23 protein-coding genes are annotated in these 25955 nt (G+C 71.3%); 8 read left to right on the forward strand and 15 right to left on the reverse strand.

Annotation, left to right across the window (positions count from 1 at the left end):
• Positions 1–102: 102 nt before the first annotated feature.
• Genes ACNAVT_RS01190 through ACNAVT_RS01205 form a run of 4 tightly spaced genes read right to left on the reverse strand, consistent with a single transcriptional unit; the run spans position 103 to position 5622 of the window.
• Entirely contained in the window at positions 103–540 is a 438-nt protein-coding gene (locus tag ACNAVT_RS01190; protein WP_416291942.1) for a hypothetical protein, read from the reverse strand.
• Positions 537–4829 (reverse strand): toxin glutamine deamidase domain-containing protein, encoded by a 4293-nt coding sequence (locus ACNAVT_RS01195; protein ID WP_416291944.1) that lies wholly within the window; start codon positions 4827–4829, stop codon positions 537–539. Before ACNAVT_RS01195 ends, ACNAVT_RS01190 begins: the two co-directional genes overlap by 4 nt.
• Before the next feature lie 17 nt (positions 4830–4846).
• Positions 4847–5203: a hypothetical protein gene (locus ACNAVT_RS01200; RefSeq protein WP_416291946.1), complete on the reverse strand. Its 357-nt coding sequence runs from the start codon at positions 5201–5203 to the stop codon at positions 4847–4849.
• A gap of 5 nt (positions 5204–5208) precedes the next feature.
• On the reverse strand, positions 5209–5622 hold the full coding sequence (locus ACNAVT_RS01205) for a YbaB/EbfC family nucleoid-associated protein (protein WP_416291948.1): 414 nt from the start codon (positions 5620–5622) through the stop codon (positions 5209–5211).
• Between the two features lie 79 nt (positions 5623–5701).
• On the opposite strand from ACNAVT_RS01205, the gene ACNAVT_RS01210 reads away from it, so the two are divergent.
• A complete protein-coding gene (locus ACNAVT_RS01210) occupies positions 5702–6934 on the forward strand; it encodes an SUKH-3 domain-containing protein (RefSeq protein ID WP_416291950.1) in 1233 nt (410 codons plus the stop codon).
• A gap of 24 nt (positions 6935–6958) precedes the next feature.
• Here ACNAVT_RS01210 and ACNAVT_RS01215 read toward each other — a convergent pair whose 3' ends face one another.
• Both ACNAVT_RS01215 and ACNAVT_RS01220 read right to left on the reverse strand, forming a co-directional pair.
• A complete protein-coding gene (locus ACNAVT_RS01215) occupies positions 6959–7573 on the reverse strand; it encodes a DUF2625 family protein (protein ID WP_416291952.1) in 615 nt (204 codons plus the stop codon).
• Positions 7574–7602: 29 nt separating this feature from the next.
• Positions 7603–9042 (reverse strand): aldehyde dehydrogenase family protein, encoded by a 1440-nt coding sequence (locus ACNAVT_RS01220; protein WP_416291954.1) that lies wholly within the window; start codon positions 9040–9042, stop codon positions 7603–7605.
• Between the two features lie 142 nt (positions 9043–9184).
• Here ACNAVT_RS01220 and ACNAVT_RS01225 point away from each other — a divergent pair, with 142 nt between their 5' ends.
• On the forward strand, positions 9185–10621 hold the full coding sequence (locus ACNAVT_RS01225) for a gamma-aminobutyraldehyde dehydrogenase (protein ID WP_416291956.1): 1437 nt from the start codon (positions 9185–9187) through the stop codon (positions 10619–10621).
• 5 nt (positions 10622–10626) lie between these two features.
• Complete coding sequence (gene gabT, locus ACNAVT_RS01230; RefSeq protein ID WP_416291958.1) at positions 10627–11898, forward strand: 4-aminobutyrate--2-oxoglutarate transaminase; 1272 nt, start codon at positions 10627–10629, stop codon at positions 11896–11898.
• Positions 11899–12215: 317 nt separating this feature from the next.
• Here the strand turns inward: gabT and speB are convergent, their stop codons facing one another.
• From speB to ACNAVT_RS01265, 7 genes are all read right to left on the reverse strand, one after another.
• A complete protein-coding gene (gene speB / locus ACNAVT_RS01235; RefSeq protein ID WP_416291960.1) occupies positions 12216–13226 on the reverse strand; it encodes an agmatinase in 1011 nt (336 codons plus the stop codon).
• A complete protein-coding gene (locus ACNAVT_RS01240) occupies positions 13223–14425 on the reverse strand; it encodes a saccharopine dehydrogenase family protein (RefSeq protein WP_416291962.1) in 1203 nt (400 codons plus the stop codon). The genes speB and ACNAVT_RS01240 overlap by 4 nt, the downstream gene beginning before the upstream one ends.
• Entirely contained in the window at positions 14425–15846 is a 1422-nt protein-coding gene (locus ACNAVT_RS01245) for an NAD(P)/FAD-dependent oxidoreductase (RefSeq protein WP_416291964.1), read from the reverse strand. Before ACNAVT_RS01245 ends, ACNAVT_RS01240 begins: the two co-directional genes overlap by 1 nt.
• Positions 15843–16685 carry an ABC transporter permease gene (locus tag ACNAVT_RS01250; RefSeq protein WP_416291966.1) on the reverse strand — a complete coding sequence of 281 codons (843 nt, stop codon included), beginning with the start codon at positions 16683–16685 and terminating at the stop codon, positions 15843–15845. Before ACNAVT_RS01250 ends, ACNAVT_RS01245 begins: the two co-directional genes overlap by 4 nt.
• Before the next feature lie 114 nt (positions 16686–16799).
• Positions 16800–17711 carry an ABC transporter permease gene (locus tag ACNAVT_RS01255; RefSeq protein ID WP_416291968.1) on the reverse strand — a complete coding sequence of 304 codons (912 nt, stop codon included), beginning with the start codon at positions 17709–17711 and terminating at the stop codon, positions 16800–16802.
• Positions 17708–18862 carry an ABC transporter ATP-binding protein gene (locus ACNAVT_RS01260; RefSeq protein ID WP_416292814.1) on the reverse strand — a complete coding sequence of 385 codons (1155 nt, stop codon included), beginning with the start codon at positions 18860–18862 and terminating at the stop codon, positions 17708–17710. Before ACNAVT_RS01260 ends, ACNAVT_RS01255 begins: the two co-directional genes overlap by 4 nt.
• Positions 18863–18867: 5 nt before the next feature.
• Positions 18868–20055, reverse strand: a complete 1188-nt coding sequence (locus ACNAVT_RS01265) for an ABC transporter substrate-binding protein (RefSeq protein WP_416291971.1) — start codon at positions 20053–20055, stop codon at positions 18868–18870.
• Between the two features lie 208 nt (positions 20056–20263).
• On the opposite strand from ACNAVT_RS01265, the gene ACNAVT_RS01270 reads away from it, so the two are divergent.
• The 4 genes from ACNAVT_RS01270 (at position 20264) to ACNAVT_RS01285 (ending at position 24421) form a co-directional block, all read left to right on the forward strand.
• On the forward strand, positions 20264–20776 hold the full coding sequence (locus ACNAVT_RS01270) for an Lrp/AsnC family transcriptional regulator (RefSeq protein WP_416291973.1): 513 nt from the start codon (positions 20264–20266) through the stop codon (positions 20774–20776).
• Between the two features lie 197 nt (positions 20777–20973).
• Positions 20974–22320 (forward strand): aspartate aminotransferase family protein, encoded by a 1347-nt coding sequence (locus ACNAVT_RS01275; protein WP_416291975.1) that lies wholly within the window; start codon positions 20974–20976, stop codon positions 22318–22320.
• The gene (locus ACNAVT_RS01280) at positions 22305–23045 is read left to right on the forward strand and encodes a pyridoxamine 5'-phosphate oxidase family protein (RefSeq protein ID WP_416291977.1); all 741 of its coding nucleotides are present in this window, start codon (positions 22305–22307) and stop codon (positions 23043–23045) included. The genes ACNAVT_RS01275 and ACNAVT_RS01280 overlap by 16 nt, the downstream gene beginning before the upstream one ends.
• Entirely contained in the window at positions 23045–24421 is a 1377-nt protein-coding gene (locus ACNAVT_RS01285; RefSeq protein WP_416291979.1) for an NAD(P)/FAD-dependent oxidoreductase, read from the forward strand. The genes ACNAVT_RS01280 and ACNAVT_RS01285 overlap by 1 nt, the downstream gene beginning before the upstream one ends.
• Positions 24422–24464: 43 nt before the next feature.
• Here the strand turns inward: ACNAVT_RS01285 and ACNAVT_RS01290 are convergent, their stop codons facing one another.
• Positions 24465–24836, reverse strand: coding sequence for a DUF3499 domain-containing protein (locus tag ACNAVT_RS01290; RefSeq protein ID WP_416291981.1), 372 nt, complete (start codon positions 24834–24836; stop codon positions 24465–24467).
• A 154-nt stretch (positions 24837–24990) separates the two neighbouring features.
• Here ACNAVT_RS01290 and ACNAVT_RS01295 point away from each other — a divergent pair, with 154 nt between their 5' ends.
• Positions 24991–25440 (forward strand): metallopeptidase family protein, encoded by a 450-nt coding sequence (locus ACNAVT_RS01295; protein ID WP_416291983.1) that lies wholly within the window; start codon positions 24991–24993, stop codon positions 25438–25440.
• 92 nt (positions 25441–25532) lie between these two features.
• Here ACNAVT_RS01295 and ACNAVT_RS01300 read toward each other — a convergent pair whose 3' ends face one another.
• The gene (locus tag ACNAVT_RS01300) at positions 25533–25793 is read right to left on the reverse strand and encodes a WhiB family transcriptional regulator (protein WP_013284161.1); all 261 of its coding nucleotides are present in this window, start codon (positions 25791–25793) and stop codon (positions 25533–25535) included.
• Positions 25794–25955 lie beyond the last annotated feature (162 nt).

Raw genomic sequence — 25955 nt, forward strand, 5'->3', positions numbered from 1 at the left:
CGAACTGAGGTGCGGGTTGGTCGGTCTCGGTGCTGGTACGCGCGTCAGCCATGCCCGGACCCTCGCCCGTAGCCCCGCCCGCAACGCATTTACCCGCCACCGTCAGGAGGCCGCGATGGTCGGGTCGGCGCCCGGGTCTCCGGCCCGCTGCAGCTGCTCCTCGAACATCACGAACGTCCGTCGCCGGATGCCCTTGATCAGCGCCTGCTCATGCGGCGTCGGATAACGTCGTTCCTGGCGGATGGTCTCCTCGATCGCCTGCACGGTCTCGTAGAGCGCGAAGACCGGCCCCTCACCTCGTAGGTTCCGGCCCCGGTCCTGCTCGGTCCTCCAGACGAACTCGTCACGCGTGATTTCATCGATCTCATCCCCGCCAACAAAGAGAAGCTTGTCGATCAGACTGTTGGCTGGCTGCCAGCCGCCCGTGTCCCAGGACAGCCGCCACCCGGCAACCCCGCCATCTGAGGTTTCCACCAGCTTCACCGGCGACTCGTAGTAGCTGAAAAACCTGGGAAGCACCAGGCCCGTCACTCGGCTCATCGTGGTGGCATCTCCCCGAGCGCTTCTGTCAGTGCATGCCAATAGATATCCTGTACACGTCGTAACAGTCCATCCCGAATGGCTCGCTCAGTACTGGTCAGCGGCCGGCCGTCGGCCTCGGACGTCGCTTCGAGATCACGGCGGACCTCGTACAAGGCATGCTCCCATTCCGCCACGCCGTCAAGCGAACCAAGGTGCAGCCGAAGCTCGGCCACATGCCCGTTCGACATGCTCAGATTCAGTAGCACGTCTCGGTAGCCGCTGAGCTGCGGTGAGAGGAACCGGTCCTTGATCTGAAGTATGACCACCTGCGGATCGGCAGCAAGCTGCCCCAAGGCTCGATATAGGTCATCGATCTTGACGAACTGCACCTTCGCAGCGGCCAAGTCCTTCAGCCGGGAGGCATCGTTCTGGTACTCCACAAGCTTGTCCAGCACCCGGTCTCGACCCTTGGGCTCCATCCGCCAGTCCGGCCGCCCGTGCTTTTTCGCGACACCGACCGCAATGCCGTTGAGCTCCCGCTGCGCCACTGCCGCGTCGGCATAGAGCTGATCAACATAGGCGAGCCGATAGTTCTCGTCATCGCGCCGGACGTTGTCGAAGCCCGGTTGCAGGTTTGACTGTTGTCGAGCCGCCACCGCAGCACTGATCTGGCGCTGTTCCTTCGTGAGCGACGTCGGGCGTGGGGTCGGCGCCCCTTCCTCAATCACCGCCTCGGGCCCGTGCTCGGCGATGTCGTCGAGGACGTCGCGGAGCACGTCGATCGCCTCTTGATGGCTGGCGAGGTGGTACAGCGTCAACGGCCTCGCAGTCAGCGAACTGGCGAGTTCCGGGGTGGCCAGGATCATCCGGACCAGATCAGGCCGCTGCGCCAGCTGCTGTACGAGCTTCTCGCCCAGCAGCGGTTCGCCGCGCGGCGGCGCCTCCCACGTCTGGTCGAGCATCTGCCGGACCCGGGGGTCCGCGAGTAGCCGCGTCATGTCGCCGGCCGCCGCCTCGTCCAGCGCTGGTGCCAGCCGCGCCAGCGTCGGGGGGTCGATGTGCTGCGCCAGTTCGACGGGGGTCACCCCGGCGGCGAAGACCTCGTCGAGACTGCGGCTGGCGGCGATCGCGTCCCGGACGAACCGGCCGGCCGAGATTCGTTCGGCGTGGGCGTCGAGGTGCGCACGCCGCACGGCGTGCAAATCAGGAGTCGGCGTGCTTCCAGGCGGCGGGCCGGCGTCGGCCCGGTGGAACGTCGTCGACTCCCCGAGCAGGTGGACGTGGTTGAAGTCCGGCGCGTCGTCCGCGCCCTCACGCGGCCGTGGCGGGCCGGGCGGCTGTGGTGGGTCAGGTCGTGCCAGCGGATCGGGCAGGACGTTGAAGTCACCGGGCGGCCGGCCGGCGAGCGGCATCGGTCGCCCGTCCGGTCCGAGCACGAGGGCGTCGATCCCGACCGGGTTGCTCTTCTGCCACGTGTCGATGTGGGGATAGAGCGGGCGGTCCGAGACGAAACCTGACTGCGGGTCGAGGTAGAGGACAGTCCCACTCTGGTTGACCGCCACCCAGGCGTGCGATCCGCCGCCCTGCCAACTGGTGATGAGGAAGGCGTAGCTGCCGTGGCCACCCGCCAGCAGATGTCCATGCAGGTCCTGGTAGCCCCGTTCGACCATCTGCCGGACTCCGCGGTCGGTGCTCGCAGCCGCGTCGGCACACAGCTTCTGGAACCGCCCTCCGGTGACCTCCTCGACCCGGCGCGGCCCGTCCTCCTCGCCGCCGACGGGGCTGCGGACGTCCCCCTGAAGGTAGCCGTCGAAGGTACGCGGCGCGGAGACCCGCGGCCGGCCGTGCATCCAGGTCTCATAGAGCGACAGGGTGCAGTCGAGGCAGTTGATTCCTCGGGTGGCGTCCGCCGCCGGGCCGCCGTCGTTGGCAAGCCGGAACCAGCCGCCGTACCGGGGATCGGCGGTACGCATCACGGTGCCGTCCGAGTTGCGGGGCATCTGCCGCTCCAGGTCGGTCTGATGCAGCGCGAGCGGCGGACGCAGCCCACCCCGCAGGCCGTACCGCCGAGAGCGGTCGATCGGCGGCGGGTGACCATCGCCGGTGAGGGCGGAGCGGTCCGGCGACTCCACGGCGCCGGGCGCGAGCTCGGCGACGTCGTCATTGATCCGGTAGAAGTCGGCGTCGTCCTCGATCGTCACCTCAGCCGGCACCAGCGAACCAGCTCGGATCTCACGGGCCTGTTCGCGCAACTCGTGGGCCTCGACGGCAGCCTCGTACGCCTCGTAGTGCCATCGCTGAGCCAACAGGTCACGGCCAGCGCGCTTGGCGTTGTCGGCTTGCGCATCCCACTCGTTTGCCCGCTGTTCGTGGATGTCGGCACGCGTGTGGAGCCAGCTGGCTTCCTCAGTGCGCCGCCTGTCCTCGTACCACTCCCGCTGGGCTTGCAGGTAGCCCTGGTAGCGGCGTCGGTCGAGCGCTTCCCGATCGGCGGCGCGACGGGCTGCCAACTCCTCGGGGGCGGGTGCGTTCCGGCGGGGTGGTAGCGGATCGAAGGGACCCGGTAGGGCCGGCGACGGTCCGTCGGCGGGCCGGCGCGGCGCCGGGGCCAATGCCTCGAGCAGCGGGAAACGTGGGTTCGGCGCAGGCGGGTTGTCCGGGCCGGTGACCGCCGGCCCGATCGTCGGATCTGGGGCCGGCCGGTTGGACGGTGAGGTGATCGGTGGCCTGGGCTGCGGGGCCAGGGCGCCGGCCGAGAGGCGGTCGGCCGGACCTGGCGAAGGGGCGTTCGACCCGCCCGCCACCGTCGGTGCGACGCCCGCCTGCACCGGAGCAACCTGGCTCGGCGTGCCTGTGTCGGCCCCGGCGACCGGACCGAGCTTCGGGTCGGCAGAGACCAGGTGAGTGGCCGCGACCGGTGACTCGACGGCGATCGAAGAGAGCGTGGGACTGGTCGCCACCTCGTGGTGCGGCCGGTAACCGCCGAGATCGGTCACCGGATGCACCAGTGGCGCGGCGGCATCCACCGACCGTTCCAGGTCGGCAGACGGGGAGAGGTGGCCTGGCGTCGAAGCTACGTCGTCCAGCCGTCGGGATTCAGCCATTGCGGCGACGCGAGGGTCTGTGAGGCCGGAGTGCAGGATGCTGCCGGCGTCAGTCACGGACGCGGCAGCCCCGAGCGGCGGGATTGCCGCCGGGCCGAGCGGCTCGGGCGCCCGCTGGGCCGGGACGAGGCCACCCGTGTCGGCGGTCCCGGGCAGCGGAAGGGCCAGATCCACCGGCACCGACGGCAGGCCGGCCAGCTTTCCGTCGATCCGGTGGTGCAGGGCGGCGTCGGCCTGACCGGTGGCGGAACCGGTGGCTCCGGAAACCGCCGCCCGGGCCAGATCCTCCAGTGAGACGTTCTGCCCGGTGGCCAGCCCTGCGGCAGTCTCGGCCAGGGTCTCGCCGACCATCTCCCGCCCGAGGTGCTCCCCGATCTGCGTGAGGCGCCCGTCGGCGTGCCGCCCGAGCCCGGCGAGCGGCGCCACCGCGCCACCCGCGAAGCCACCGACCCCCGACATGCCGATATCAGCCAGGTCCAGCCCGTCCCGGCGCCCCGTGGAGTTCTGGTACGCCTGCGTCGCCAGGCTGGTGCCTGCCTCCTGCCCGGCCTCGACCAGACCGCCGAGTGCGGCGCGCCGGGTGAGCCCCCGCACGCCGCTCTTGACGACCTCCTTTGCCGCCCGCTCGCCGGCCTCCTTCAGCCCCTCCTTGAGGGCCTTGCGCGCCAGCTGCGCCACGAGTCGCTTGAAGATCTGCTGCACAGCCATCCGGCTGGCGGCGATGGCGGCCCCGGCGGCCGGTGAGGCGGCGCCTGCGGTGAGCACGGTCGCCACCGCCAACGAGAGCAGCTCGACGACCAGGATGCCCAGCTCGATCCAGGCCTCCAGCTTGGCGCCCTCGATATCGCAGCCGCAGGACTCGACCAGCTTTCCCAGCTCGCCGGTGACGGCGAGCAGGACGGACAGCGGGGCGTCCTTGCCCTCGGCCACCCTGTGCCAGGCGGCGTCGAACGCCTCGGCCACCAGCCCGACGCCGCCGTAGCCGCTGCGCACCTCCCCGGCTGCGGCGGTCGCGTCAGTACCCGGGCCGGCGAGGACGTCGGCGACGGCGTACCACTGGTCGGCAAGGTCCCAGACGGCACGCTCGCTCCCGTCGGGCCACTCCACACCGACGACCCAGTCCAGCGCCTCGTAGATCCAGCCGGGCACGTCCCAGGGGCAGTAATCGAGCGGATGCGGGATCGGGCTTGGCAGCAGGCTCACGCGCGATCCTCCGGTGGTCAGCGCCAGTGCCGGTGCGAAGTGTGGTGCTGGTGCGGGATCTCGCCGAGCTGGCGACCGTTGATCTCGTCGGTCTCGACGGTGGCGGCAACGGACCGGACCACGTCGGAGCCCAACCCTTCGATGGATCGGCCCAGGAGCTCCCAGGCACGCAGCAGGGTCTCCTCGTAGCCGCGGTACTGCTTGTCGAAGGCGGCACCGATGTCGTCCCGGCCCCACGGTCGCTGTGCGCTCGCCCCCGCGATCGCACCGCCGGCCTCCCGCCGGGAGGCGCTGACCGCCTCTCCCGCCAGGGTCAGGTCGGCGCCGCCACGGCGCGCCCGGTCCGGGTCCAGCCAGATCCACCCATCGGCCACTGTGGTCACTCGCCGCGCGAGAGAACGGCGTCCGCCCGGCCGAGCAGTGCGCCGAAGTCATTCGTACGCAGGAACTCCACCGACGGCGAGCCGGGCGGCAGATAGCCGGCGACCAGTTCCTGGGTCGCGGCGACCGCGGCGGCGGATGCCCGCAGCACGGTCGTGGTGATTTTCCTGCTCAGCGCCTTGGCGTCCCGATCGTGGAAGACCGAGGGTGCGACCTCGACGCTGATCAGCTCGCCCCGGGCCCCGGCCACGGCGGTCACCTGGCCGTCATCGGATCGCTCGGTCACCCGCAGCTCGGCGAGCTTGCCCTGGAGTTCGTCCAATCCGGAACGGAGCCGCTGGTACTGGCCATACACCTCGTCGAAGCGCGCACGCAGCGCATGGTTGGCGTCCCGATCCGCGCTTTCGGCCACCGTCACCCCTCCCATCACCGTCGGTAGGGACGACCATACCGGGCGCCACGAAATCCGTGGGGTCCGGTAATTTCGGTCTGTGATTGAGCGACAGCAGGCCGAGCAACTCGCCGCCGTCTGGGCACGCCGGGATTCCGAGCGCCTGGGGCACCCGTGCACGCCGCTGATCGAGGAGTTCGACCTCGGCTACCTGATCACGTCCACGCTCCCGCCCGAGGCCCGCGCCCTTCCGGGCGACCTACCGGCCACAGTGGTCGACAAGGACACCGGGGAGGTGTCGACCTGGCCGAGGCTGCCGCTCGCCGCCGTCGCGCAGATGTTCCGCCAGCGCCGGCCGCTGGAGCCGCGTGCGCCGCGCACTGTCGATCCCGCCAGCCAGTTGCTACGCGAGATCACCCGGCTGCCCACGCCCGGAGCTGCGGCGCATCTCACCCTGGCCGGCCGCGTTCATGTCGCCCACGGGGTGAAGGGTGACGTCGAGCTGCACCACCATCCCCTGGTCGAGTCCTATCTGGCCGGCCTGCCCGCCGGCCACCTCGTCCGCGGCGGTGAGCGGCACGCCGAGTTGGTCGTCGTCTCCGACGTGCTGCACGAGCGAGACCACCAGCGGGCAACCGACGGCCTTCCACCACTGACGATCGAAGCGGCGAGGCAGGCCCTCGGCAGCGGCCAGCTCGAGTTCTTCCGGATCCGGGAATCCGGCGACCCCGCAGGCGGACCGGCGGAGTTGCCCTGCGATTCCTGCATCAACTTCCTGGTGCACTTCAACATGCTTTCGTGGCCCGACCTCGGCTACACCCACCCTCGGCTTTCAGAACCACAGACCGACCCGGACCCAGGACGGTTTCCCCGCGAGGTTGCCGATGCATTGGTGCTTGCCGGCTGGCATCCCCACTTCGGGGACGAGGTGCTGGCCGCCGCCTCCATTCGCGACGTGACCGCCGTAGCCGGCAGGACGCAGTCACACTCGGTATTCCCAGCGGTGATGTCGGCCCTCACCGCGTTTCCAGGTCTCGCGACGGGGCGCAAAGGGCCAGGCGAGGACGTTTGGATATCGCGGTTCGATCTACATCCGCGCCGCGTGGCTCACAGCGCCGACACGCTCGCTGACTTCGGTGCCGTGCTCGGCGTACGGCTCTTTCCACTCGGGACGGAGCGCGGCGACAGCATCATCGCCGTGGACGAGCACGGGCGGATCTTCGCACTCGACCAGGCCGGCGAGTGGTTCCTCGGCCCGGACATCGACGCCGCTCTGACCACGCTGCTGCTCGGCCGCGCCCCCGCCCGGGTCCGCGACGACGGCACCTGGTGAGCCGCTGGGCGGAAACAGGCGCGGTCAGGAGCCGAGCTGCCGCGCGGCGTCGTGGTAGAACGACACCACCTCGGCGAGCGACACCGCCTTCCGGGACACCGCGGAGAGGTCCTTGCCCTCCTTGGTGAACGGGGGCGGCCAGACGCTGAGCGCCTGGCCGAGGGCGAGGTCCGCGACCTCCGCCTCCCAACCGGGCCAGCGCAGGTTCTCGTAGAAGCGGGTCAACGATCCGGCGAGGACCGCGTACAGCCAGTCGGCGTAGCCCTGCTCCAGGTCGAGCCAGCCCAGGTCGTCCGGCCCGAAGTAGTGGACGGTCGGCCTGGCACCGGCCCGCGCCTGGGCCCAGGCGAACTGCCCACCCAGCACGTCGTAGCCGACGACGACGAGGCCGGTGCCCGGGTCGGATTCGGTGTACACGTCCGGCAGGCCGCCGTGTCCGCTGCCGAGCACGCGCAGCCAGCCGTGGTCGACCAGCAGTCCCCCGGTGTTGGCGACCACCGCGCCCAGCCAGGACCGGGTGGTGATCTCCAGGGCGGCCAGGCAGGCGGATGCCCGCGCCGGTTCGGCCGGCAACACCTGAACCGGGTACGGCGCGGTGGCCACCGCCGCCGACACCTCGCCCCACGCTGATTCGTCCACCGGCCCAGCGTGCCAGGCGCGTCGGCAAGTTACAGCGCCAGCCCGGTCAGCACCATGACGCGCGGCTCGGTGTAGTCATCCATCGCGCTGCGCAGCCCTTCCCGCCCGACGCCGGACCCCTTCACCCCGCCGTACGGCATCTGATCGGCCCGGTACGACGGCACGTCTCCCACGATGACGCCACCGACCTCCAGCGTCCGGGACGCGAGGAACGCGGTCTGCAGGTTGTGCGTGAAGACGCCCGCCTGCAACCCGTACGCCGAGTCGTTGACCGCGGCGAACGCGGCCTGGTCGTTCTCGATCGGGGTGACCACCAGTACCGGCCCGAAGACCTCCTCCCGGCAGACCTTCGCGGACGACGGCACTCCGGAGAGCACGGTCGGCGGGTAGGTGGCGCCCTCCCGGCGTCCGCCGACCTCGATTGTGGCCCCGGCGTCGACCGCCTCGTCGACCCACGCCTCGACCCGCTCGGCGGCTTCGACGGAGACCAGCGGCCCGACGTCGGTCAGCTCCGAGGCAGGATCCCCGGTCCGCAGCGCCTGCACCGCGGCGACGAGCCGGGGCAGGAAGCCGTCGTAGAGCCACTCGTGCACGTACACCCGCTGCACCGCGATGCACGACTGCCCGGCCTGGTAGTTGGAGAAGGTGGCGATTCGGTGCGCCGCGAAGGTCAGGTCCTCGTCCGACGACCAGTCCTCGCAGATCACCGCCGCCGCGTTACCACCGAGTTCCAGGGTGACGTGCTTGTCCGGAGCGGCCCGGCGGATGGCCGCGCCGACCGGTCCGGAGCCGGTGAACGACACCACCGGCAGCCGGGGGTCGGCGACCAGCTCGGCGGCGCGCTCGTTGGGCAGCGGCAGCACCGAGAACATCCCCTCGGGCAGCTCGGTCTCGGCGAGGATCTCGCCCAGCAGCAGCGCCGACAGCGGGGTGGACGGGGCCGGCTTGACGACGATCGGCGCGCCGACGGCGATGGCCGGGGCGACCTTGTGCGCGACCAGGTTCAGTGGGAAGTTGAACGGCGCGATGCCCAGCACCGGCCCCTTCGGCACCCGGCGGACCAGCGCGATCCGCCCGGTGGCCGCCGGGTCGGTGTCCAGCCGCTGCAGCTCGCCGGAGAAGCGCCGGGCCTCCTCGGCCGCCCACCGGAACGTGGAGACCGCCCGGCCCACCTCGGCCTTCGCCCACTTGACCGGCTTGCCGTTCTCGGCGGTGATCAACGCCGCGATCTCGTCGGCGCGTTCGGCGAGCCGCCGGGAGACGTGGTCCAGGGCCGCCGCGCGCACGTGCGCGGGCAGGGCCGCGGCCGCAGGCGCCACCCCGGCGGCGGCCGCGACGGCGGCTTCGACCTGGTCGGGCGTGGCGAGGGTGGTACGCCCCACCGTCCGGCCGTCGTAGGGGTGGGTGACGGTCAGCTCGCCCTCGCCGTGGACGGGTCGACCGGCGACAAAGAATGCTCTCGGCTCCACGTCCGGCAGCGTAGACGACGCAAGCCCGCGCGGAAACAGTTGCTCAAGGCCTTGTCTGGTTCGGATTCAGTAGCCAAGATGGCAGTCAGATTGCGATAACCTCCGCCCGACCTTCCCCCGGCCACCCCTCGGAGACTTTCTGATGAGCGATCAGCAGCAGCTGCGGAACTTCGTCAACGGCGAGTACGTCGACCCGGTGGACGGCGGCTACGCCGACCTGATCGACCCGTGCACCGGCGAGGTCTTCGCCCAGGCACCGGTCTCGGGGGCGGCGGACGTGGACGCGGCGATGAAGGCCGCCGCCACCGCGTTCGAGACCTGGCGGGACGCCACCCCGGGTGAGCGGCAGAAGGCCCTGCTCAAGCTCGCCGACGCGGTGGAGGCCCGGGCGGCCGACCTGGTCGACGCCGAGGTACGCAACACCGGCAAGCCCCGCCAGCTCACCGCCGACGAGGAGCTGCCGCCGGCCGTGGACCAGTTCCGCTTCTTCGCCGGCGCCGCCCGCCTGCTCGAGGGCCGCTCGGCCGGCGAGTACATGGCGGGCCACACCTCGTACGTGCGGCGCGAGCCGATCGGCGTCTGCGCGCAGGTCACCCCGTGGAACTACCCGCTGATGATGGCGGTCTGGAAGATCGCCCCGGCCCTCGCGGCCGGCAACACGGTGGTGCTGAAGCCGTCGGACACCACGCCGGTGTCGACGCTGCTGCTGGCCGAGATCGCGTCCGAGTTCTTCCCGCCGGGCGTGTTCAACGTGGTCTGCGGCAACCGGGACACCGGTCGTGCCCTCGTCTCCCACCCCACCCCGCAGCTGGTGTCGATCACCGGCTCGACCCGGGCCGGCATGGAGGTCGCCGCGGCGGCGGCCCCGGACCTGAAGCGGACCCACCTGGAGCTGGGCGGCAAGGCCCCGGTGATGATCTTCGACGACGCGGACATCGCCGCGGCGGCCGAGGCGATCGCGGTGGGTGGCTACTTCAACGCCGGCCAGGACTGCACCGCCGCCACCCGGGTGCTCGCCGGCCCGGGCATCTATGACGACTTCGTCGCCGCCCTCGCCGACCAGGCGCGCAACACGAAGACCGGCGCCCCGGACGACGAGGACGTGCTCTACGGCCCGTTGAACAACGCCAACCAGCTCGCCCGGGTGCGCGGCTTCGTGGACCGGCTGCCGGACCACGCGAAGGTCGAGACCGGCGGCTCTCAGGTCGGCGAGCGCGGCTACTTCTACGCCCCGACCGTGGTCTCGGGCGTACGGCAGGCCGACGAGGTCATTCAGCAGGAGGTGTTCGGGCCGGTCATCACCGTGCAGCGCTTCTCGGACGAGGACGAGGCGGTGCGCTGGGCCAACGGCGTGGACTACGGCCTGTCCGCCTCGGTCTGGACGAAGGACCACGGCCGGGCGATGCGGATGACCCGCCGGCTCGACTTCGGCTGCGTCTGGGTGAACACCCACATCCCGTTCGTCTCGGAGATGCCGCACGGCGGCTTCAAGCACTCCGGCCACGGCAAGGACCTCTCGGTCTACAGCCTGGAGGACTACACCCGGATCAAGCACGTCATGCACAACATCGAGGGCTGATACTCATGGCTTCTTCCGACGAGCTGCACAAGCGCCGGAGCGCGGCGGTGGCCCGCGGCGTGGGCAGCACGATCACTTCCTACGTGGACTACGCGGGTGGCGGCACCATCACCGACGTCGAGGGGCGGGAGTGGATCGACTTCGCCGCCGGCATCGCGGTCACCAACGTGGGCAACTCCGCACCGAAGGTGGTCGAGGCGGTCAGGGCACAGGTCGAACGCTTCACCCACACCTGCTTCATGGTCGCGCCGTACGAGTCGTACGTGGCAGTCTGCGAGCAGCTCAACGCGCTGACGCCGGGGACCTTCGAGAAGCGCTCGGCGCTGTTCAACTCGGGCGCCGAGGCGGTGGAGAACGCCGTCAAGATCGCCCGGCACGCCACCGGGCGGCCGGCGGTGGTGGTCTTCGACCACGCGTACCACGGCCGGACCAACCTGACGATGGCGCTGACCGCGAAGAACATGCCGTACAAGCACCGGTTCGGGCCGTTCGCCGGTGAGGTCTACCGGGTGCCGATGTCGTACCCGCTGCGCGACGGCGGGCTCGACGGCGCGACCGCCGCCGCCCGGGCGATCGAGATGGTGGAGAAGCAGGTCGGCGCGGAGAACGTGGCCGCGTTGCTGATCGAGCCGATCCAGGGCGAGGGCGGTTTCGTCGTACCCGCGACGGGGTTCCTGCCGGCGCTGCGCGAGTGGGCGACGGCGGCCGGGGTGGTCTTCGTCGCCGACGAGATCCAGACCGGGTTCTGCCGGACCGGGGACTGGTTCGCCTGCCAGCACGAGGGCGTCGAGCCGGACCTGATCACCCTGGCCAAGGGCATCGCCGGCGGGCTCCCGCTGGCCGCGGTGACCGGCCGGGCGGAGCTGATGGACGCGGTGCACGTGGGCGGCCTCGGCGGCACCTACGGTGGCAACCCGATCGCCTGCGCGGCCGCCCTGGCGGCCATCGAGACCATGCACGAGCTGGACCTGGCCGCCGCCGCCCGGCGGATCGGCTCGGTGATGGGCGACCGGCTGCGTGCGATCGCCGCCCGCGACCCACGGATCGCCGAGGTACGCGGCCGGGGCGCGATGCTCGCCGTGGAGATCGTGCAGCCCGGCACCCTGACCCCGGACCCGGCCGCCGCCGCGGCGATCTCGGCGGCCTGCCACGCCGCCGGCCTGCTCACCCTCACCTGCGGCACGTACGGCAACGTGCTGCGCTTCCTGCCCCAGCTCGTCATTTCCGACGACGAGCTGGCTCGCGGCCTGGACATCCTGGAGGCCGCGTTCGGCTGACCGTGGTCAGCCCGCTGATCGTGGAACACCACGGGAATCGATCCCCCCAGGACTCACCCGTGGTGTTCCGCCCACGCCACCCCGGCCGTCCGGCACTGCTCGGCGCTGCGGCGACCCAACCGGGGAGATATCCGAATTTCATCCGCTTACAGACCTTTTGTGCGGTCTGATGAAATCCGGCGGCCCGGTACGGGTCGCTCGATCGGCGGGCGGAACGCGGCGAGCGGATCCGCCGGTCGACGGGCCGGGCTGAGCGCCCCGACGACCGGTCCGGGTGGCGGAGGTGCGCCCCACCCGGACCGGTCGCCCGTCAGCCGCTACCGGTCGAGGAGGGGCTGGCGCGGGTTCCAGGGTGGGCCGCCGGTGGCGTCGCGGCGGCGGCGGGCGATCGCGGAGAGGGCCTCCAGGACCACCCGGTTGCCCAGGTACGCGGTGATGTCGGCGTGGTCGTACGGCGGCGCGACCTCGACCACGTCCACCCCGACGATCGGCAGCTCGTAGCAGCAGCGGCGGACGGCGTCGAGGAGCTGCCGGGAGGTCAGCCCGCCCGGCTCCGGGGTGCCGGTGCCGGGGGCCATGCCCGGGTCGACCACGTCCACGTCGACGGAGAGGAAGACCCCCTCACACTCGTCGGTGGCGATCCCGAACGCCTCGGTCAGGCACTCGTCCAGGCCGCGCGAAACCAGCTCGGTCATCTCGTACGACCGCATCCGCTGGTCGGCCATCCAGGACAGCGTCTCCGGGCCGGGCCAGTAGCCGCGCAGGCCGATCTGGAGGAAGCGGTCGCCGCGTACCGCGCCGGACTCGATGAGCCGGCGCATCGGCTGGCCGTGCCCGTGCAGCGAGCCGAACTCGATGTCCCCGGTGTCGGCGTGCGCGTCGAAGTGCACCAGCGACACCCGGCCGAACCCGTGCTGCCGGGCCACCCCGGTGGCGTCGGGCAGGGCGATGGAGTGGTCCCCGCCGAGCACGATCGGGATCGCCCCGGCGGCGGCCACCGCGTGCACGGCGGTCTCCAACGAGGACAGCGATCGCTCGATGTCGCCGGAGAACATCTCCACGTCGCCCGCGTCGTACACCCGCAGGTCCCGCAGGCCGTCGACGCGCAGGGCCAGCGATGGACGGGAGCCGTCGTGCGGCAGGTAGCAGGCCTGGCGGATGGCGGACGGGCCGAACCGGGTGCCCGGCCGGTGCGAGGTGCCGCCGTCGAACGGCGCCCCGACGATCACCACGTCCGCGTCCGCGTAGGTGACCGGCTCCTCGAGGGTGCACGGCGGAACCCCGAGGAAGGTGACGTCGGGGCCGAACATCGGGCCGTAGCGGGTCAACGCTCCTCCATCCCCCACGGCGAGCCGTAGCCGGTCAGCAGGTCCAGGAAGGGCACCGGGGGCAGGGCCTCCGGGCCGAGCACGCCGGTGCCGGACCAGGCGCCGCTGGCCAGCAGTTCCAGGGCGACGACCGGGTTGACCGCGGTCTGCCAGACCACCGCCTGGTGGCCGTACTCCGTCATCGACCACTCGTTGTCGACCACGTGGTAGAGGTAGACCCGCCGCGGCCGACCGTCGACACCGGTGCCGGTCACGTACGTGCCGGCGCAGGTCTTGCCGCGCATCCTGTCGCCGAGGGTGGCCGGGTCGGGCAGGCAGGCGGCCACCACGTCGCGCGGGGACACCTCGACGCCGCGCACGCTGACCGGAGAGGTGGAGTCCAGGCCCAGCTTGTGCAGGGTCTTCAGCACCTCGATGAACTCGTCGCCGAGGCCGTACTTGAAGGTGACCCGCCTGGCCTTCACCCAGCGCGGGATGAGCAGCACCTCCTCGTGCTCCACGTTGACGCACTCGACCGGACCGATCCCCTCCGGGAAGTCGAAGACCTCCGGTTCGGAGAACGGCGGGGTGGTGAACCAGCCCCGGCCGTCCTCCCAGATCACCGGCGGGTTCAGGCACTCCTCGATGGTGGTCCAGATGGAGAAGGACGGGGCGAAGTCGTAGCCGTCGACGGTCAGGTTCGCACCGTCGCGTACCCCGATCTCGTCGATCTCGGCGAAGAGCTCGTCGGCGGCGTAGCGGGCGAAGACGTCGGACAGGCCCGGTTCGACGCCAATACCGCAGAGCGCCAGCCGGCCGGCCGCCGCCCACCGGTCGGCCGCCGCGAACTGCTCGTCGCCGAGCTTCACGCCGGTTTCCGCGTAGGGCGCCGACGGGTGCGGGCGGGACAGGGACATCGCCATGTCCAGGTAGTCGGCCCCGGCGGCGAACGCGCCGTCGAAGATCGGCATGACGAAGCGCGGGTCGACGGCGTTGAGCACGTGGGTGATCCGGTGCTGCCGGCAGAGCGCGGTGACCGCCTCCGCCGAGGAGGCGTCGAGGTGGGCGGCGACGAAGCGGTCGCCGCGGCCGGCCACCGCCCGCTCGGCGCGGCCGAGGTCGTGGTCGGCGACGACCATGGTCTCGAAGAAGGAGCGGCGGGCGGCGATGGCGACGGCGGCGGAGCCGACCCCGCCGGCGCCGACGAGCAGGATGCGCATCAGGAATCGAACCCCAGTCCAAGACGATCGAGAGTACGGAGCCACAGGTTGCGCCGCCCCTCGCGCGCGTCGGCGCGGGCGAGCGACCAGCGGGTGAGGTTGATGCCGGTGGCCCGGAACGGCTCCGGCGGGAACGGCAGCGGCTTGCTGCGGACCAGGTCGAGCCGGGTCAGCGGGGTCTGCTCGCCGCCCAGCAGGTCCAGCATCACCCGGGCGGCGAACCGGGTCGCCCCGACGCCGAGCCCGGTGAATCCGGCGGCGTACGCCAGCCGCCCCTCGTACGCCGTGCCGAAGAACGGGCAGAACCGGGTGCAGGTGTCGATGACGCCGCCCCAGCGGTGGCTGAACCGCACGTCGGCGAGCTGCGGGAAGGTGGTGAAGAAGTGCTCGGCGAGGGCGGTGAAGGTGGCCGGGCGCTGCTCCAGCTCGGGGGCCATCCGGTTGCCGTAGTGATAGACGGCGTCGTAGCCGCCGAAGAGGATCCGGTCGTCGTTGGTGATCCGGTAGTAGTGGAACTGGTTGCCGACGTCGGCCAGCCCCTGCCGGTTCGCCCAGCCGACCGCCTTGCGCTGCTCCTCCGACAGCGGCTCGGTCATCAGCGCGTAGTCGTAGACGGGCACCAGCCAGGCGCGCAGCCGGCGCAGCAGCGGCGGGAACGCGTTGGTGGCGAGCACCACCCGCCGGGCCCGGACCGTGCCGGGCGCCCCGTCCGGGCCGCCGGCCGTCGCCGCACGCAGCGCGTCGCCGTCCCGGCGCAGCCCGGTGACCCGGGTGTGCTCGTGCAGCCGCACGCCCAGGTCGAGGCAGGCGCGGCGCAGCCCCCAGGCCAGCCGCGCCGGGTCGAGCATGGCCACCCGGTCCCGGTCCCACATGCCCCCGAGGTAGGTGGGCGAGTCCACCTCGGCGCGTACCTCGTCCCGGTCGAGCAGGCGGACGTCGTGGCCGTACCGGCGGGCCAGCTCGGTGTCCTCGGCGAGCCCGGCGAGCTGGTACGGCTCGACGGCCACCGCCAGCTCGCCGGTCCGCTCGAAGTCGCAGTCGATGCCGTGCCGGGCGACCGTGGCGGCGATGGCGTCCAGGTTCTCCCGGCCGAGCCGTTCCAGCTCGTCGATCTCGCCGGGGAACCGGTCGACGCCGTTGGCCAGGCCGTGGGTGAGCGAGGCGGCGCAGAACCCACCGTTGCGCCCGGACGCCGCCCAGCCGCAGGTGCCCGCCTCGACCAGGAGCACGTCCCGGTCCGGGTCGGCCTCCTTGGCCTGCAACGCGGTCCAGAGTCCCGAATACCCGCCGCCGACCACCAGCAGGTCGGCGTCGTGCGTACCGGTCAGGGGCGGCAGCGGGTCGGGGCGTTCCGGTCGGTCGAGCCAGTACGGGCCGGGCGCGGCGTCGGCCAGCGCCCGGCCGGTATGCGGAAGTTTCATGATCCGCTCTTGGCAGTCGGCCGGGGCGCGACGGAGGCCGCGAGAGCGGCGCGACGGGCCCGCCGGCCCCGCAGCGAGGTGACCCCGACCAGCAGCAGCGCGATCGCGAACATCGCCGTACCGATGACGTTGACCTGCGGCGGGATACCACGCTGGGCGGCACCCCAGACGTACATCGGGAAGGTGACGGTGGTGCCGGCGTTGAAGTTCGTGATGATGAAGTCGTCGAAGCTGAGCGAGAACGCGAGCAGCGCGGCGGCCACGATGCCGGGCAGCACCAGGGGCAGGGTGATCCGCCGGAAGGTCTGCCACTCGCTGGCGTACAGGTCCATGGCGGCCTCCTCCAGCCGCCGGTCCATGCCGGCGAGCCGGGCCTTCACGGTGACCACCACGAACGACACGCAGAACATCACGTGCGCGATGACGATGGTCCAGAAGCCCTGCGGCACCCCGGCGGCGACGAAGAGGGCGAGCAGCGAGGTGCCCATCACCAGCTCCGGGGTGGCCATCGGCAGGAAGATCAGCCCGTTGATCCCGGCCCGGCCCTTGAAACCGTGCCGGACCAGGGCGAACGCCATCAGCGTGCCGAGGACGGTGGAGACCACCGTGGCGATCAGTCCGATCTCCATGCTGCGGATCACCGCGTCGCACATGTCGGACGTGGCGCAGGGCTGCGTCCAGTTGTCCAGGGTGAACTCGTTGAAGTCGTAGGACAGCCGGCTGGCCGGCCGGTTGAAGGAGAGACCGGCGACCACCAGGATCGGCAGCGACAGGTAGCCGAGGACCAGCAGGGCGACACCCATCACCCACCGGTCGGCCAGCCAACGCGAGATCCTCACAGTGCCCGCCCTCCGTTCGCGACTGCGGGGCTCCGCTTCGCTGCACTCCTCCCGCTCACAGTGCCCGCCCTCCGTTCGCGACTGCGGGGCTCCGCTTCGCTGCACTCCTCCCGCTCACAGGACCTCCTCCGTGCCGGCCTTGCGCAGGTAGACGAAGACGATCGCGAGGATCGCCGCCATCAGCAGGAACGACAGGGCCGCGCCCTGCGGGTAGTCCAGCCGGACCAGGAACGCCGAGTCGATGGCGTTGCCGATCATGTACTGGTTCGGGGTTCCGAGCAGTTCGGCGTTGATGTAGTCACCCGTCGCCGGGATGAAGAAGAGCAGCGTGCCGGCGATCAGCCCGGGCATGGACAGCGGCAGGGTGACCCTCTGGAACGCCCGCAGCGGGCTCGCGTACAGGTCGCTCGCCGCCTCCAGCAGCCGGGGGTCCAGCCGCTCCAGGCTCGCGTACAGCGGCAGCACCAGGAACGGCAGGAAGTTGTACGTCAGGCCGAGCACCACCGCGACCGGGGTGGCCAGCAGCCGCCCGTCCGGCCCGAGCAGGTGCACGTCGCGCAGCAGCCCGACCACCCAGCCGTTGTCCGACAGGATGGTCTTCCAGGCCAGCGTGCGGACCAGGAAGCTGGTGAACATCGGCGCGACCACGGCGACCAGCAGCAGGTTCTTCCAGCGGCCGGCCTTCTGCGCGATCGCGTACGCCAGCGGGTAGCCCATCAGCAGGGCCAGCACCAACGCGATCGCCGAGTAGCCGAACGACCGGAGGAACTGCGGCCAGTACGCCTGCAACGCCTCCGGGTAGTTGCTGATGGCCCAGGTCATCGCGTACCCGGTGGAGAGCGATCCGCTCGGGTCGTACAGGCTGGCCGCGGCGAGCTGCAGCAGCGGCAGGGCGAAGAAGACGAGCAGCCAGGCGGCACCCGGCAGCAGCAGCAGGTACGGCAGCAGCCTGGCGCGCCCCGGACGGGGCGCCGGCGGCGCCGCCGGCTGCCCCGACGAGGTCGGTACGTGGGCCAGGGCGGTCACGACGCCACACCCACCGGCGGCTCGTTCAGAAGGGGGGCGGTCTGGTCGTCGTCGCCGGATTCGCGGGGCAGCAGGAACGCGTGCCGTGGGTCCCAGTGGGCCACCACCGCGGCGCCGACCGGCACCTGGCCGCCGAGGCCGCTGTTGGCCGAGAACGCGGACAGTTCGCTGCCCCACGCGGTCCGCACCAGATACTGGGTGCTCACGCCGACGTAGGAGGCGTCGGTCACCACGCCGCCGACGTGCTGGTGGCCGGCGGGCACCTGGTCGGGGCGCTCGACCAGATGCAGCTTCTCGGGGCGTACCCCGAGGAAGACCGGCCCCCGGTCGAGACGGGACCGCCCGGCGGGCACCGAGAAGCGTAGGCCGTGCGCCGTGACCGGCACGTCGTCCCCGCTGCGACCGGCGGCCTCGCCGGCGAGCAGGTTGGACTGGCCGAGGAAGTTCGCCACGAACGCGGTGGCCGGGTATTCGTAGATGTCGGCGGGCCGGCCGAGCTGCTCGATCCGGCCGGCGTTCATCACCGCGACGGTGTCGGCCATGGTCATGGCCTCCTCCTGGTCGTGGGTGACGTGCACGAAGGTGATGCCGACCTCGGTCTGGATCCGCTTCAGCTCGATCTGCATCTGCCGGCGCAGCTTCAGGTCGAGCGCGCCGAGCGGCTCGTCCAGCAGCAGCACCTGCGGGTGGTTGATCAGCGCGCGGGCCAGCGCGACCCGTTGCTGCTGACCACCCGAGAGCTGGGCGGGCTTGCGCCGGCCGTACCCTTCGAGCTGCACCAGGGCGAGCATCCGCTCGACCTGGTCGGTGACGTTGCGGATGCCGCGCCGACGCAGCCCGAAGGCCACGTTCTCGTGGATGTCGAGGTGCGGGAAGAGCGCGTAGCTCTGGAACACGGTGTTCACCGGCCGCTTGTACGGCCGTAGCCCGGCAATGTCCCGGTCGCCGAGCAGCACCTGCCCGTTGGTCGGTTCCTCAAGCCCGGCGATCATCCGCAGGGTGGTGGTCTTGCCGCAGCCGGACGCGCCGAGCAGGGCGAAGAACGAGCCCTGCGGGATGGTCAGGCTGAGGTCGTCCACCGCGGTGAAGACGCCGAACCGCTTGGTCAGGTTTGCCAGGCGCAGGTCGCCGGCTGGTGTCTCGTGTCCCATAGTTCTCACGCCCCGATGACCTTCTGGAACTTGGTCTCGTAGTCCTTTTCCTGCTTCTCGTCCAGGGCCATGAACGGCTTGGCCTTCGACAGCATCGCCTCGTCGGGGAAGATCAGCGGATTCTTGGCCAGGTCCGGGTCGATCTTCTCCATCTCGGCCTGCGCGCCCTTGACCGGGCAGATGTAGTTGACGTACGCGGCGAGCTTCGCGGCCACAGCCGGCTCGTAGTAGTAGTTCATCAGCTCTTCGGCGTTCGCCTTGTGAGTGGACTTGTTCGGCACCAGCATGTTGTCCGACCAGAGCATCACGCCGGACTCCGGCGCCACGAACTTGATGTTCTCGTTCTCGAAGCCGAGCTGGATCACGTCGCCGGACCAGCAGATACAGGCGGCGATGTCGCCCTTGTTGAGGTCCTGGGAGTAGTCGTTGCCGGTGAACTTGCGGATCTGCCCGGAGTCGACGGCCCGCTTCAGCTTGGCCAGCGCATCGTCGAACTGCGCGGCGGTGAAGTTCGACGGGTCGTGGCCGTTGGACTGGAGCAGCAGGCCCATGGTGTCCCGCATCTCGGACAGCGCGGTCACCTTGCCCTTGAGGTCCGGGCGGGTGAGCAGCTCGTCGACCGTGCGGATCTCCTTGGTCACCTTGGCGTTGTACGCGAGTGCGGACAGGCCGGACTGCCACGGGACGGAGAGCTGGCGTTCCGCGTCGAAGGTGACGTTGCGCAGCGTGGGCAGCAGGTTGGCCTCGACGTTGGGCAGCTTGGCCTTGTCCAGCCTCTGGATCCAGCCGAGCCGGATCATCCGGGCCGCCATCCAGTCGGTGAGGACCATGAGGTCGCGTCCCGTGGGCTGGCAGGCGGCGAGCTGGTTCTGCACCTTGCCGAAGAACTCGTTGTTGTCGTTGATGTCCTCGGTGTAGGTGACCTGGATGCCGGTCTTGGCGACGAACCCGTCCACGGTCGGCCGCTTCGACTCGTCCTTCTCGTCGACGTCGATGTACTGCGGCCAGTTCGAGAACGCCAGCTTCTTCTCCGTCGCGGAGAGGTCGTCGCTCTTGCAGCCGGCCTCGGTCTGCTGGGCACCCTTGGTGCCGCAGCCGGCCAGGGTGCCCACCGTGGCGAGCAGCGCGGCCGAGCCGAGGGTGCCGGTGAGCAGACCACGCCGGGTGAGCGGCCGGAGGGGACGACTACGCATGTGACGACTCCTAGGGGGGCATCGCCGGCGGCGGGACGGGGGATGGCGCGCCGGCGGGAGGTCAATGGCGATGGACGACTGATCCTGACATGAGGTGACCTCCCTTACAAGGGATTCCGTTGCGGGAATAGCTATGGACCACGAAATACGCCAGACTTCGGCCGGGCACTACGCTCAGCTCGAAGATTTCGGACAAGGGGAGCGCACGATGGCCAACCGGCAACTGGAGAACGGCAACGGCGCCCGCCGCGTCACCGTGCGTGAAGGTGCCAGTCACGCACTGCTCGATGACGTGGCCAAGCAGATCATCGAGCAGCTCCAGGAGGACGGCCGACGCCCGTACGCGACCATCGGCAAGGCGGTCGGCCTGTCCGAGGCGGCGGTGCGGCAGCGGGTGCAGCGACTGCTCGACGCGGGGGTCATGCAGATCGTCGCGGTGACCGATCCGCTCCAGCTCGGCTTCCCCCGCCAGGCCATGATCGGCCTGCGTACCGACGGGGACCTGGAGACGGTGGCCGACCGGCTCGCCGAGTTCGAGGAGATCGACTACGTGGTGATCACGGCCGGCTCGTTCGACCTGCTGGCCGAGGTGGTCTGCCGCAACGACGCACACCTGCTGGAGATCCTCCAGAAGCTGCGCACGGTCCCGGGCGTGCAGTCCACCGAGGCCTTCGTCTACCTCAAGCTGCGCAAGCAGACCTACAGCTGGGGCACGGCCTGATCCAGGATCACCGACGCTCCAGCGACCGCGTGTAGTACGGAATCCGTTGCCATCTACCCAACAGTTCGCTAATTCCGTCGCTCAAAAGCCACTGCACTATCGATCCCACTTGCTTTCCTGGTCCGGGCTGTGGGATAACCGTGGGCAGAGCGGCCGGTGTTCACCCCCTGACCGGCCCGAGACCCGATGGGGCTGACATGGCCAACGCCACCGACCACCTCTGGATGCACTTCACCCGGATGGCCAGCTACTCCGACGGCGAGGTACCGACAATCGTGCGCGGCGAGGGCGCATACGTCTGGGACTCGCAGGGCCGCCGCTACCTGGACGGACTCGCCGGGCTCTTCGTCGTCAACGCCGGCCACGGCCGGACCGAACTCGCCGACGCGGCCGCCAAGCAGGCCGCCGAACTGGCCTACTTCCCACTGTGGTCGTACGCCCACCCGAAGGCCGTCGAGCTGGCCGAGAAGGTCGCCTCGCTGACCCCCGGCGACCTGAACCGGGTCTTCTTCACCACCGGCGGCTCCGAGGCCGTCGAGGCGGCGTGGAAGCTGGCCCGGGCCTACTTCAAGCGCACCGGCCAGCCGAACAAGCACAAGGTGGTCAGCCGCTACATCGCGTACCACGGCACCTCGATGGGCGCGCTGTCGATCACCGGTCTGCCCGGCATCAAGAGCGACTTCGAGCCGCTGGTGCCTGGCGGCATCAAGGTGCCGAACACCAACTTCTACCGCGCCCCGGAGCACGGCGACTCCCCGGAGGCGTTCGGGCGCTGGGCCGCCGAGGAGATCGGCCGCGCCATCGAGCGGGAAGGGCCGGACACCGTCGCCGCGGTCTTCCTGGAGCCGGTGCAGAACTCGGGCGGCTGCTTCCCGCCGCCGCCCGGGTACTTCGACCGGGTCCGGGAGATCTGCGACGCGTACGACGTGCTGCTCGTCTCCGACGAGGTCATCTGCTCGTGGGGCCGGCTCGGCGAATACTTCGGCGCGACCCGGTACGGCTACCAGCCCGACATCATCACCACCGCCAAGGGCATCACCTCCGGCTACGCCCCGCTCGGTGCGATGATCGCCAGCGAGCGGTTGATGGAGCCGTTCCTCACCGAGACCGGCATGTTCGCCCACGGAGTGACCTTCGGCGGCCACCCGGTCTCCTGCGCGGTGGCCCTGGCCAACCTGGAGGTCTTCGCCCGCGAGGACCTGGTCGGGCACGTCCGCGCCAACGAGGGCGCATTCCGGTCCACCCTGGAGAAGCTCAACGACCTGCCGATCGTCGGCGACGTCCGGGGCGACGGCTACTTCTACGGCATCGAGCTGGTCAAGGACAAGACGACCCGGGAGACCTTCGACGAGGCCGAGTCCGAGCGGCTGCTGCGCGGGTTCCTCTCCACCGCGCTCTTCCAGGCCGGGCTCTACTGCCGCGCCGACGACCGGGGCGACCCGGTGGTGCAGCTCGCCCCGCCGCTGATCGCCGACCAGCAGCAGTTCGACGAGATCGAGCAGATCCTGCGCGCGGTGCTGACCGAGGCATGGTCGCGTCTCTGACCGGCGGCTCAGGGTCGGACGGGGCCGGGACCCGCGACGGCGGGGACCGGCTCCGTACCGTCAGGACCGCCACCGGCGACGGGGACCGGGCCGGGCCCGCAGCTGTCGGGGGCACCGACCGGACCCGGGTACGCCGGCTGCCCGACCTCGCCGTCCACGACCGGACGGCCCTGCACGCCGTCCTCGACGCCGGCCGGGTCGCCCATCTGGCCATCGCCGACGGCGCCCAGCCGTACGCGCTGCCGGTGGCGTACGCGCGGGACGGGGAGCGGGTGCTGGTGCACGGCTCCACGGGCAGCCGGCTGTTCCGGCACCTCGCCGCCGGCGCTGCGGCCTGCCTGACCGTCACCCTGCTCGACGGCCTCGTGCTGGCCCGCAGCGCGTTCGAGTCCTCGATGAACTACCGCTGCGCGATGGTGCTGGGCAACCTCGTCGCGCTGCACGGCGACGAGAAGCTGGCCGCCCTCGAACGCCTCTCGGAGCACCTGCTTCCCGGCCGCTGGGCGCAGATCCGACCGCCGTCGGCGAAGGAGCTGGCCGCCACGCTGCTGCTCGCCCTGCCGCTGGACGAGTGCTCGGTGAAGATCAGCGCCGGCCCGCCCGACGACCCGGAGGACGACCTCGACCGGCCGGTCTGGGCCGGGGTGGTGCCGATCGTCGAGGCGTACGACGTTCCGCAGCCCGATCCGCGGCTGCGCCACGACCTTCCCCCACCGGAGTGGTGATGCGCTACCAGGATCTTTCGTACTGGCTGTCCTGCGTGGACGACCCGCTGACCCCGCGCCCCGGGCTGCCCGGCGACACCGACGCGGACGTGGTGATCGTCGGCGCCGGCTACACCGGTCTGTGGACGGCGTACTACCTGGCGGTGGCCGACCCGTCGCTGCGGATCGTCGTACTGGAGAAGGAGATCGCCGGGTACGGCGCCTCCGGCCGCAACGGCGGCTGGTGCTCGGCGCTCCTGCCCACCTCGCTGCCCGCGCTGGCCCGCCGGCACGGCCGGGACCGGGCCCTGGACATGCAGCGGGCCATGCAGGAGACCGTCCGCGAGGTCGGCCGGGTGATCGCCGCCGAGGGGATCGACTGCGACTGGCGGGCCGGCGGGACGGTGGTACTCGCCCGCAGCGAGGTCCAGCTCGGTCGGGCCCGGGCCGCCGTGGCCGAGGCTCGGGAGTACGGCCTGGCCGGCGAGGACCTGGTGCTGCTGGACGCCGCCGAGGCCGCCGCCCGCTGCCGCGCCGACGGGGCACGCGGCGGCACCTACACCCCGCACTGTGCCGCGGTGCACCCGGCGAAGCTGGTCCGCGGGCTGGCCCGGGCGGTGGAACGTCGAGGCGTACGGATCTTCGAACGGACCCCGGTGACGGTCGTGCGTTCCGGCGCCGCGGTGACCCCCGCCGGGGTGGTCCGCGCCCCGGTGGTGGTCCGGGCGACCGAGGGCTTCACCCCCGCCCTGCCGGGGCAGCGGCGGGCCGTCGCGCCGGTCTACTCGCTCATGGTGGCCACCGAGCCGCTGCCCGAGGCGACCTGGGCCGAGATCGGGCTGGCCGAGCGGGAGACCTTCTCCGACTACCGGCACGTGATCATCTACGGCCAGCGCACCGCGGACGGTCGGCTCGCCTTCGGCGGGCGGGGCGCGCCCTACCACTTCGGCTCCCGGGTCCGCCCCGGCTACGACCGGGAGCCACGGGTCTTCACCGCGCTACGCCGGGTGCTAGGCGAACTCTTCCCCGTGCTCGGGCCGGAGGTGCCGGTGAGCCACACCTGGGGCGGGCCGCTCGGCGTGGCCCGGGACTGGACCGCCTCGGTGGGGCTGGACCGGACGACCGGCCTTGCCTGGGCCGGCGGATACGTCGGCGACGGCGTCGGCTCCAGCAACCTGGCCGGCCGCACGCTCGCCGACCTGATCCGCGGTGTGGCGAGCGACCTGACGGCGCTCCCCTGGGTCAACCACCGTTCCCCCAGATGGGAGCCGGAACCCCTCCGCTGGCTGGCCGTGAACGCCGGCCTCAGGATCATGTTCTCCGCCGACGAGGCCGAACTCCGCACCGGCCGCCCGTCCCGCCGCGCCGCGGCCTTCTCCCGCCTCCTGGGCCACTGACCGCCGACGCCACGCCGCGCCCACGGCATCCGCCGGGGCGCGGTCAGTGGTGGGGAGGGATGACGCGGAGGTGGCCGCGGCGGCCGGTCTGCTGGGGGCCCTGGGGGAGGGTGTGGTCGTCCTCCGGAGGGCGTGGGGGTGCGGGTCGGGCGGCCTCGCGAACCGCCTCGGCCAGGGCGACCAGGTCGTCGGTGGTGGGCGGCGGGGGCTCGAACTCGCCCTCGTGCCTGACCACGTCCCAGCCGCGCGGCGCGGTCAGGCTGCGGGCGTGCGGTTCGCACAGGTCGTACGTGTGCGGCTCGGCGAAGGCCGCCAGCGGCCCCACCACGGCGGTGGACTCGTTGTAGACATAGGTCAATGTGGCGACCGCTTGCCGGGGGCAGCCGTTACGGGAGCAGCGCCGTGGTGACCTCACGGCGGCAGGGTATCTCCATTACCGGGTCCGGCGCACCGCTTCGCGTTACGACACGCCCGTCATGGTGATCACAATTCATCCGATCGGATCACCGGCGCGCCGCACCGGCGGCGCAACCGCGGGTGGCCGGGTGGCGGGGGCTACCCTTTGCGTCATGACGAGCCCGGAACACCGCCGCCCCGGCTCCGGCCGGCGCAGCCACCGCGACCGGCACGGGCGGGGGCTGCGGGGGCGGCTGGTGCCGGCCACCGTACCGCTGGCCCGGACCAAGGCCGAGGTCTTCGACGACCTGGTGCTGGACACGGTCGAGGCGCTGGAGCGCCGCTTCGCCAAGGAGTTGGCGGGCGTGGAGTTCGCCGTCGAGGACGTCCCACCGGACCTGAACGTCTACGACTCGGACGTGCTGGAGGACGGTGAGGTGCCGCTGGCCCGGCTGCTGCCGGGGCGCCCGGGCCGGCAGGAGGTGCCGCCGCGGATCGTGCTCTACCGGCGGCCCCTGGAGTTCCGTGCCATGGATCGCGAGGACCTCGCGGACCTCGTGCACGACGTGATCATCGAGCAGGTGGCGAACCTGCTCGGAGTCGATCCCGACGAGCTGGCCTGAGCCGACCAGCCGTCGCCGAGCCCGGCCGGCCCCCACCGGCCGAGCTGGTCGGACCGAGCCGGGCGGCCCCCACCGCCCCGGCCCGGTACGCGTCAGGCGGCGACCCGCCGCTTCAGCTTGCGCCGCTCCCGTTCGGAGAGCCCGCCCCAGATCCCGAACCGCTCGTCGTGCCCGAGGGCGTATTCCAGGCACTCCGTCTTGACCTCACACCGCGAGCAGATCCGCTTCGCCTCGCGGGTCGAGCCGCCCTTCTCGGGAAAAAACGCCTCCGGATCGGTCTGCGAGCAGAGCGCCCGCTCCTGCCACTCCGGCGCGTTCCCGAGCAGGTCGGCCACCTCGAGCTGGCCGTCCATCAGATGCCTCCTTGTCGCGCACCGGCGTCATCGCCGCTGCAACCCCCCACGCGAAAGGCGTGCTTGTCCGTCCGGTCACAATTTGTTGAGTTCCGAGCGAACAACCCCATTCAAATTACACGCGTGTAATACGTGCGCCGTCAAGCCAAACTTGATAATGGA

Source organism: Micromonospora sp. SL4-19 (assembly GCF_047921475.1).
Lineage (GTDB): Bacteria > Actinomycetota > Actinomycetes > Mycobacteriales > Micromonosporaceae > Micromonospora.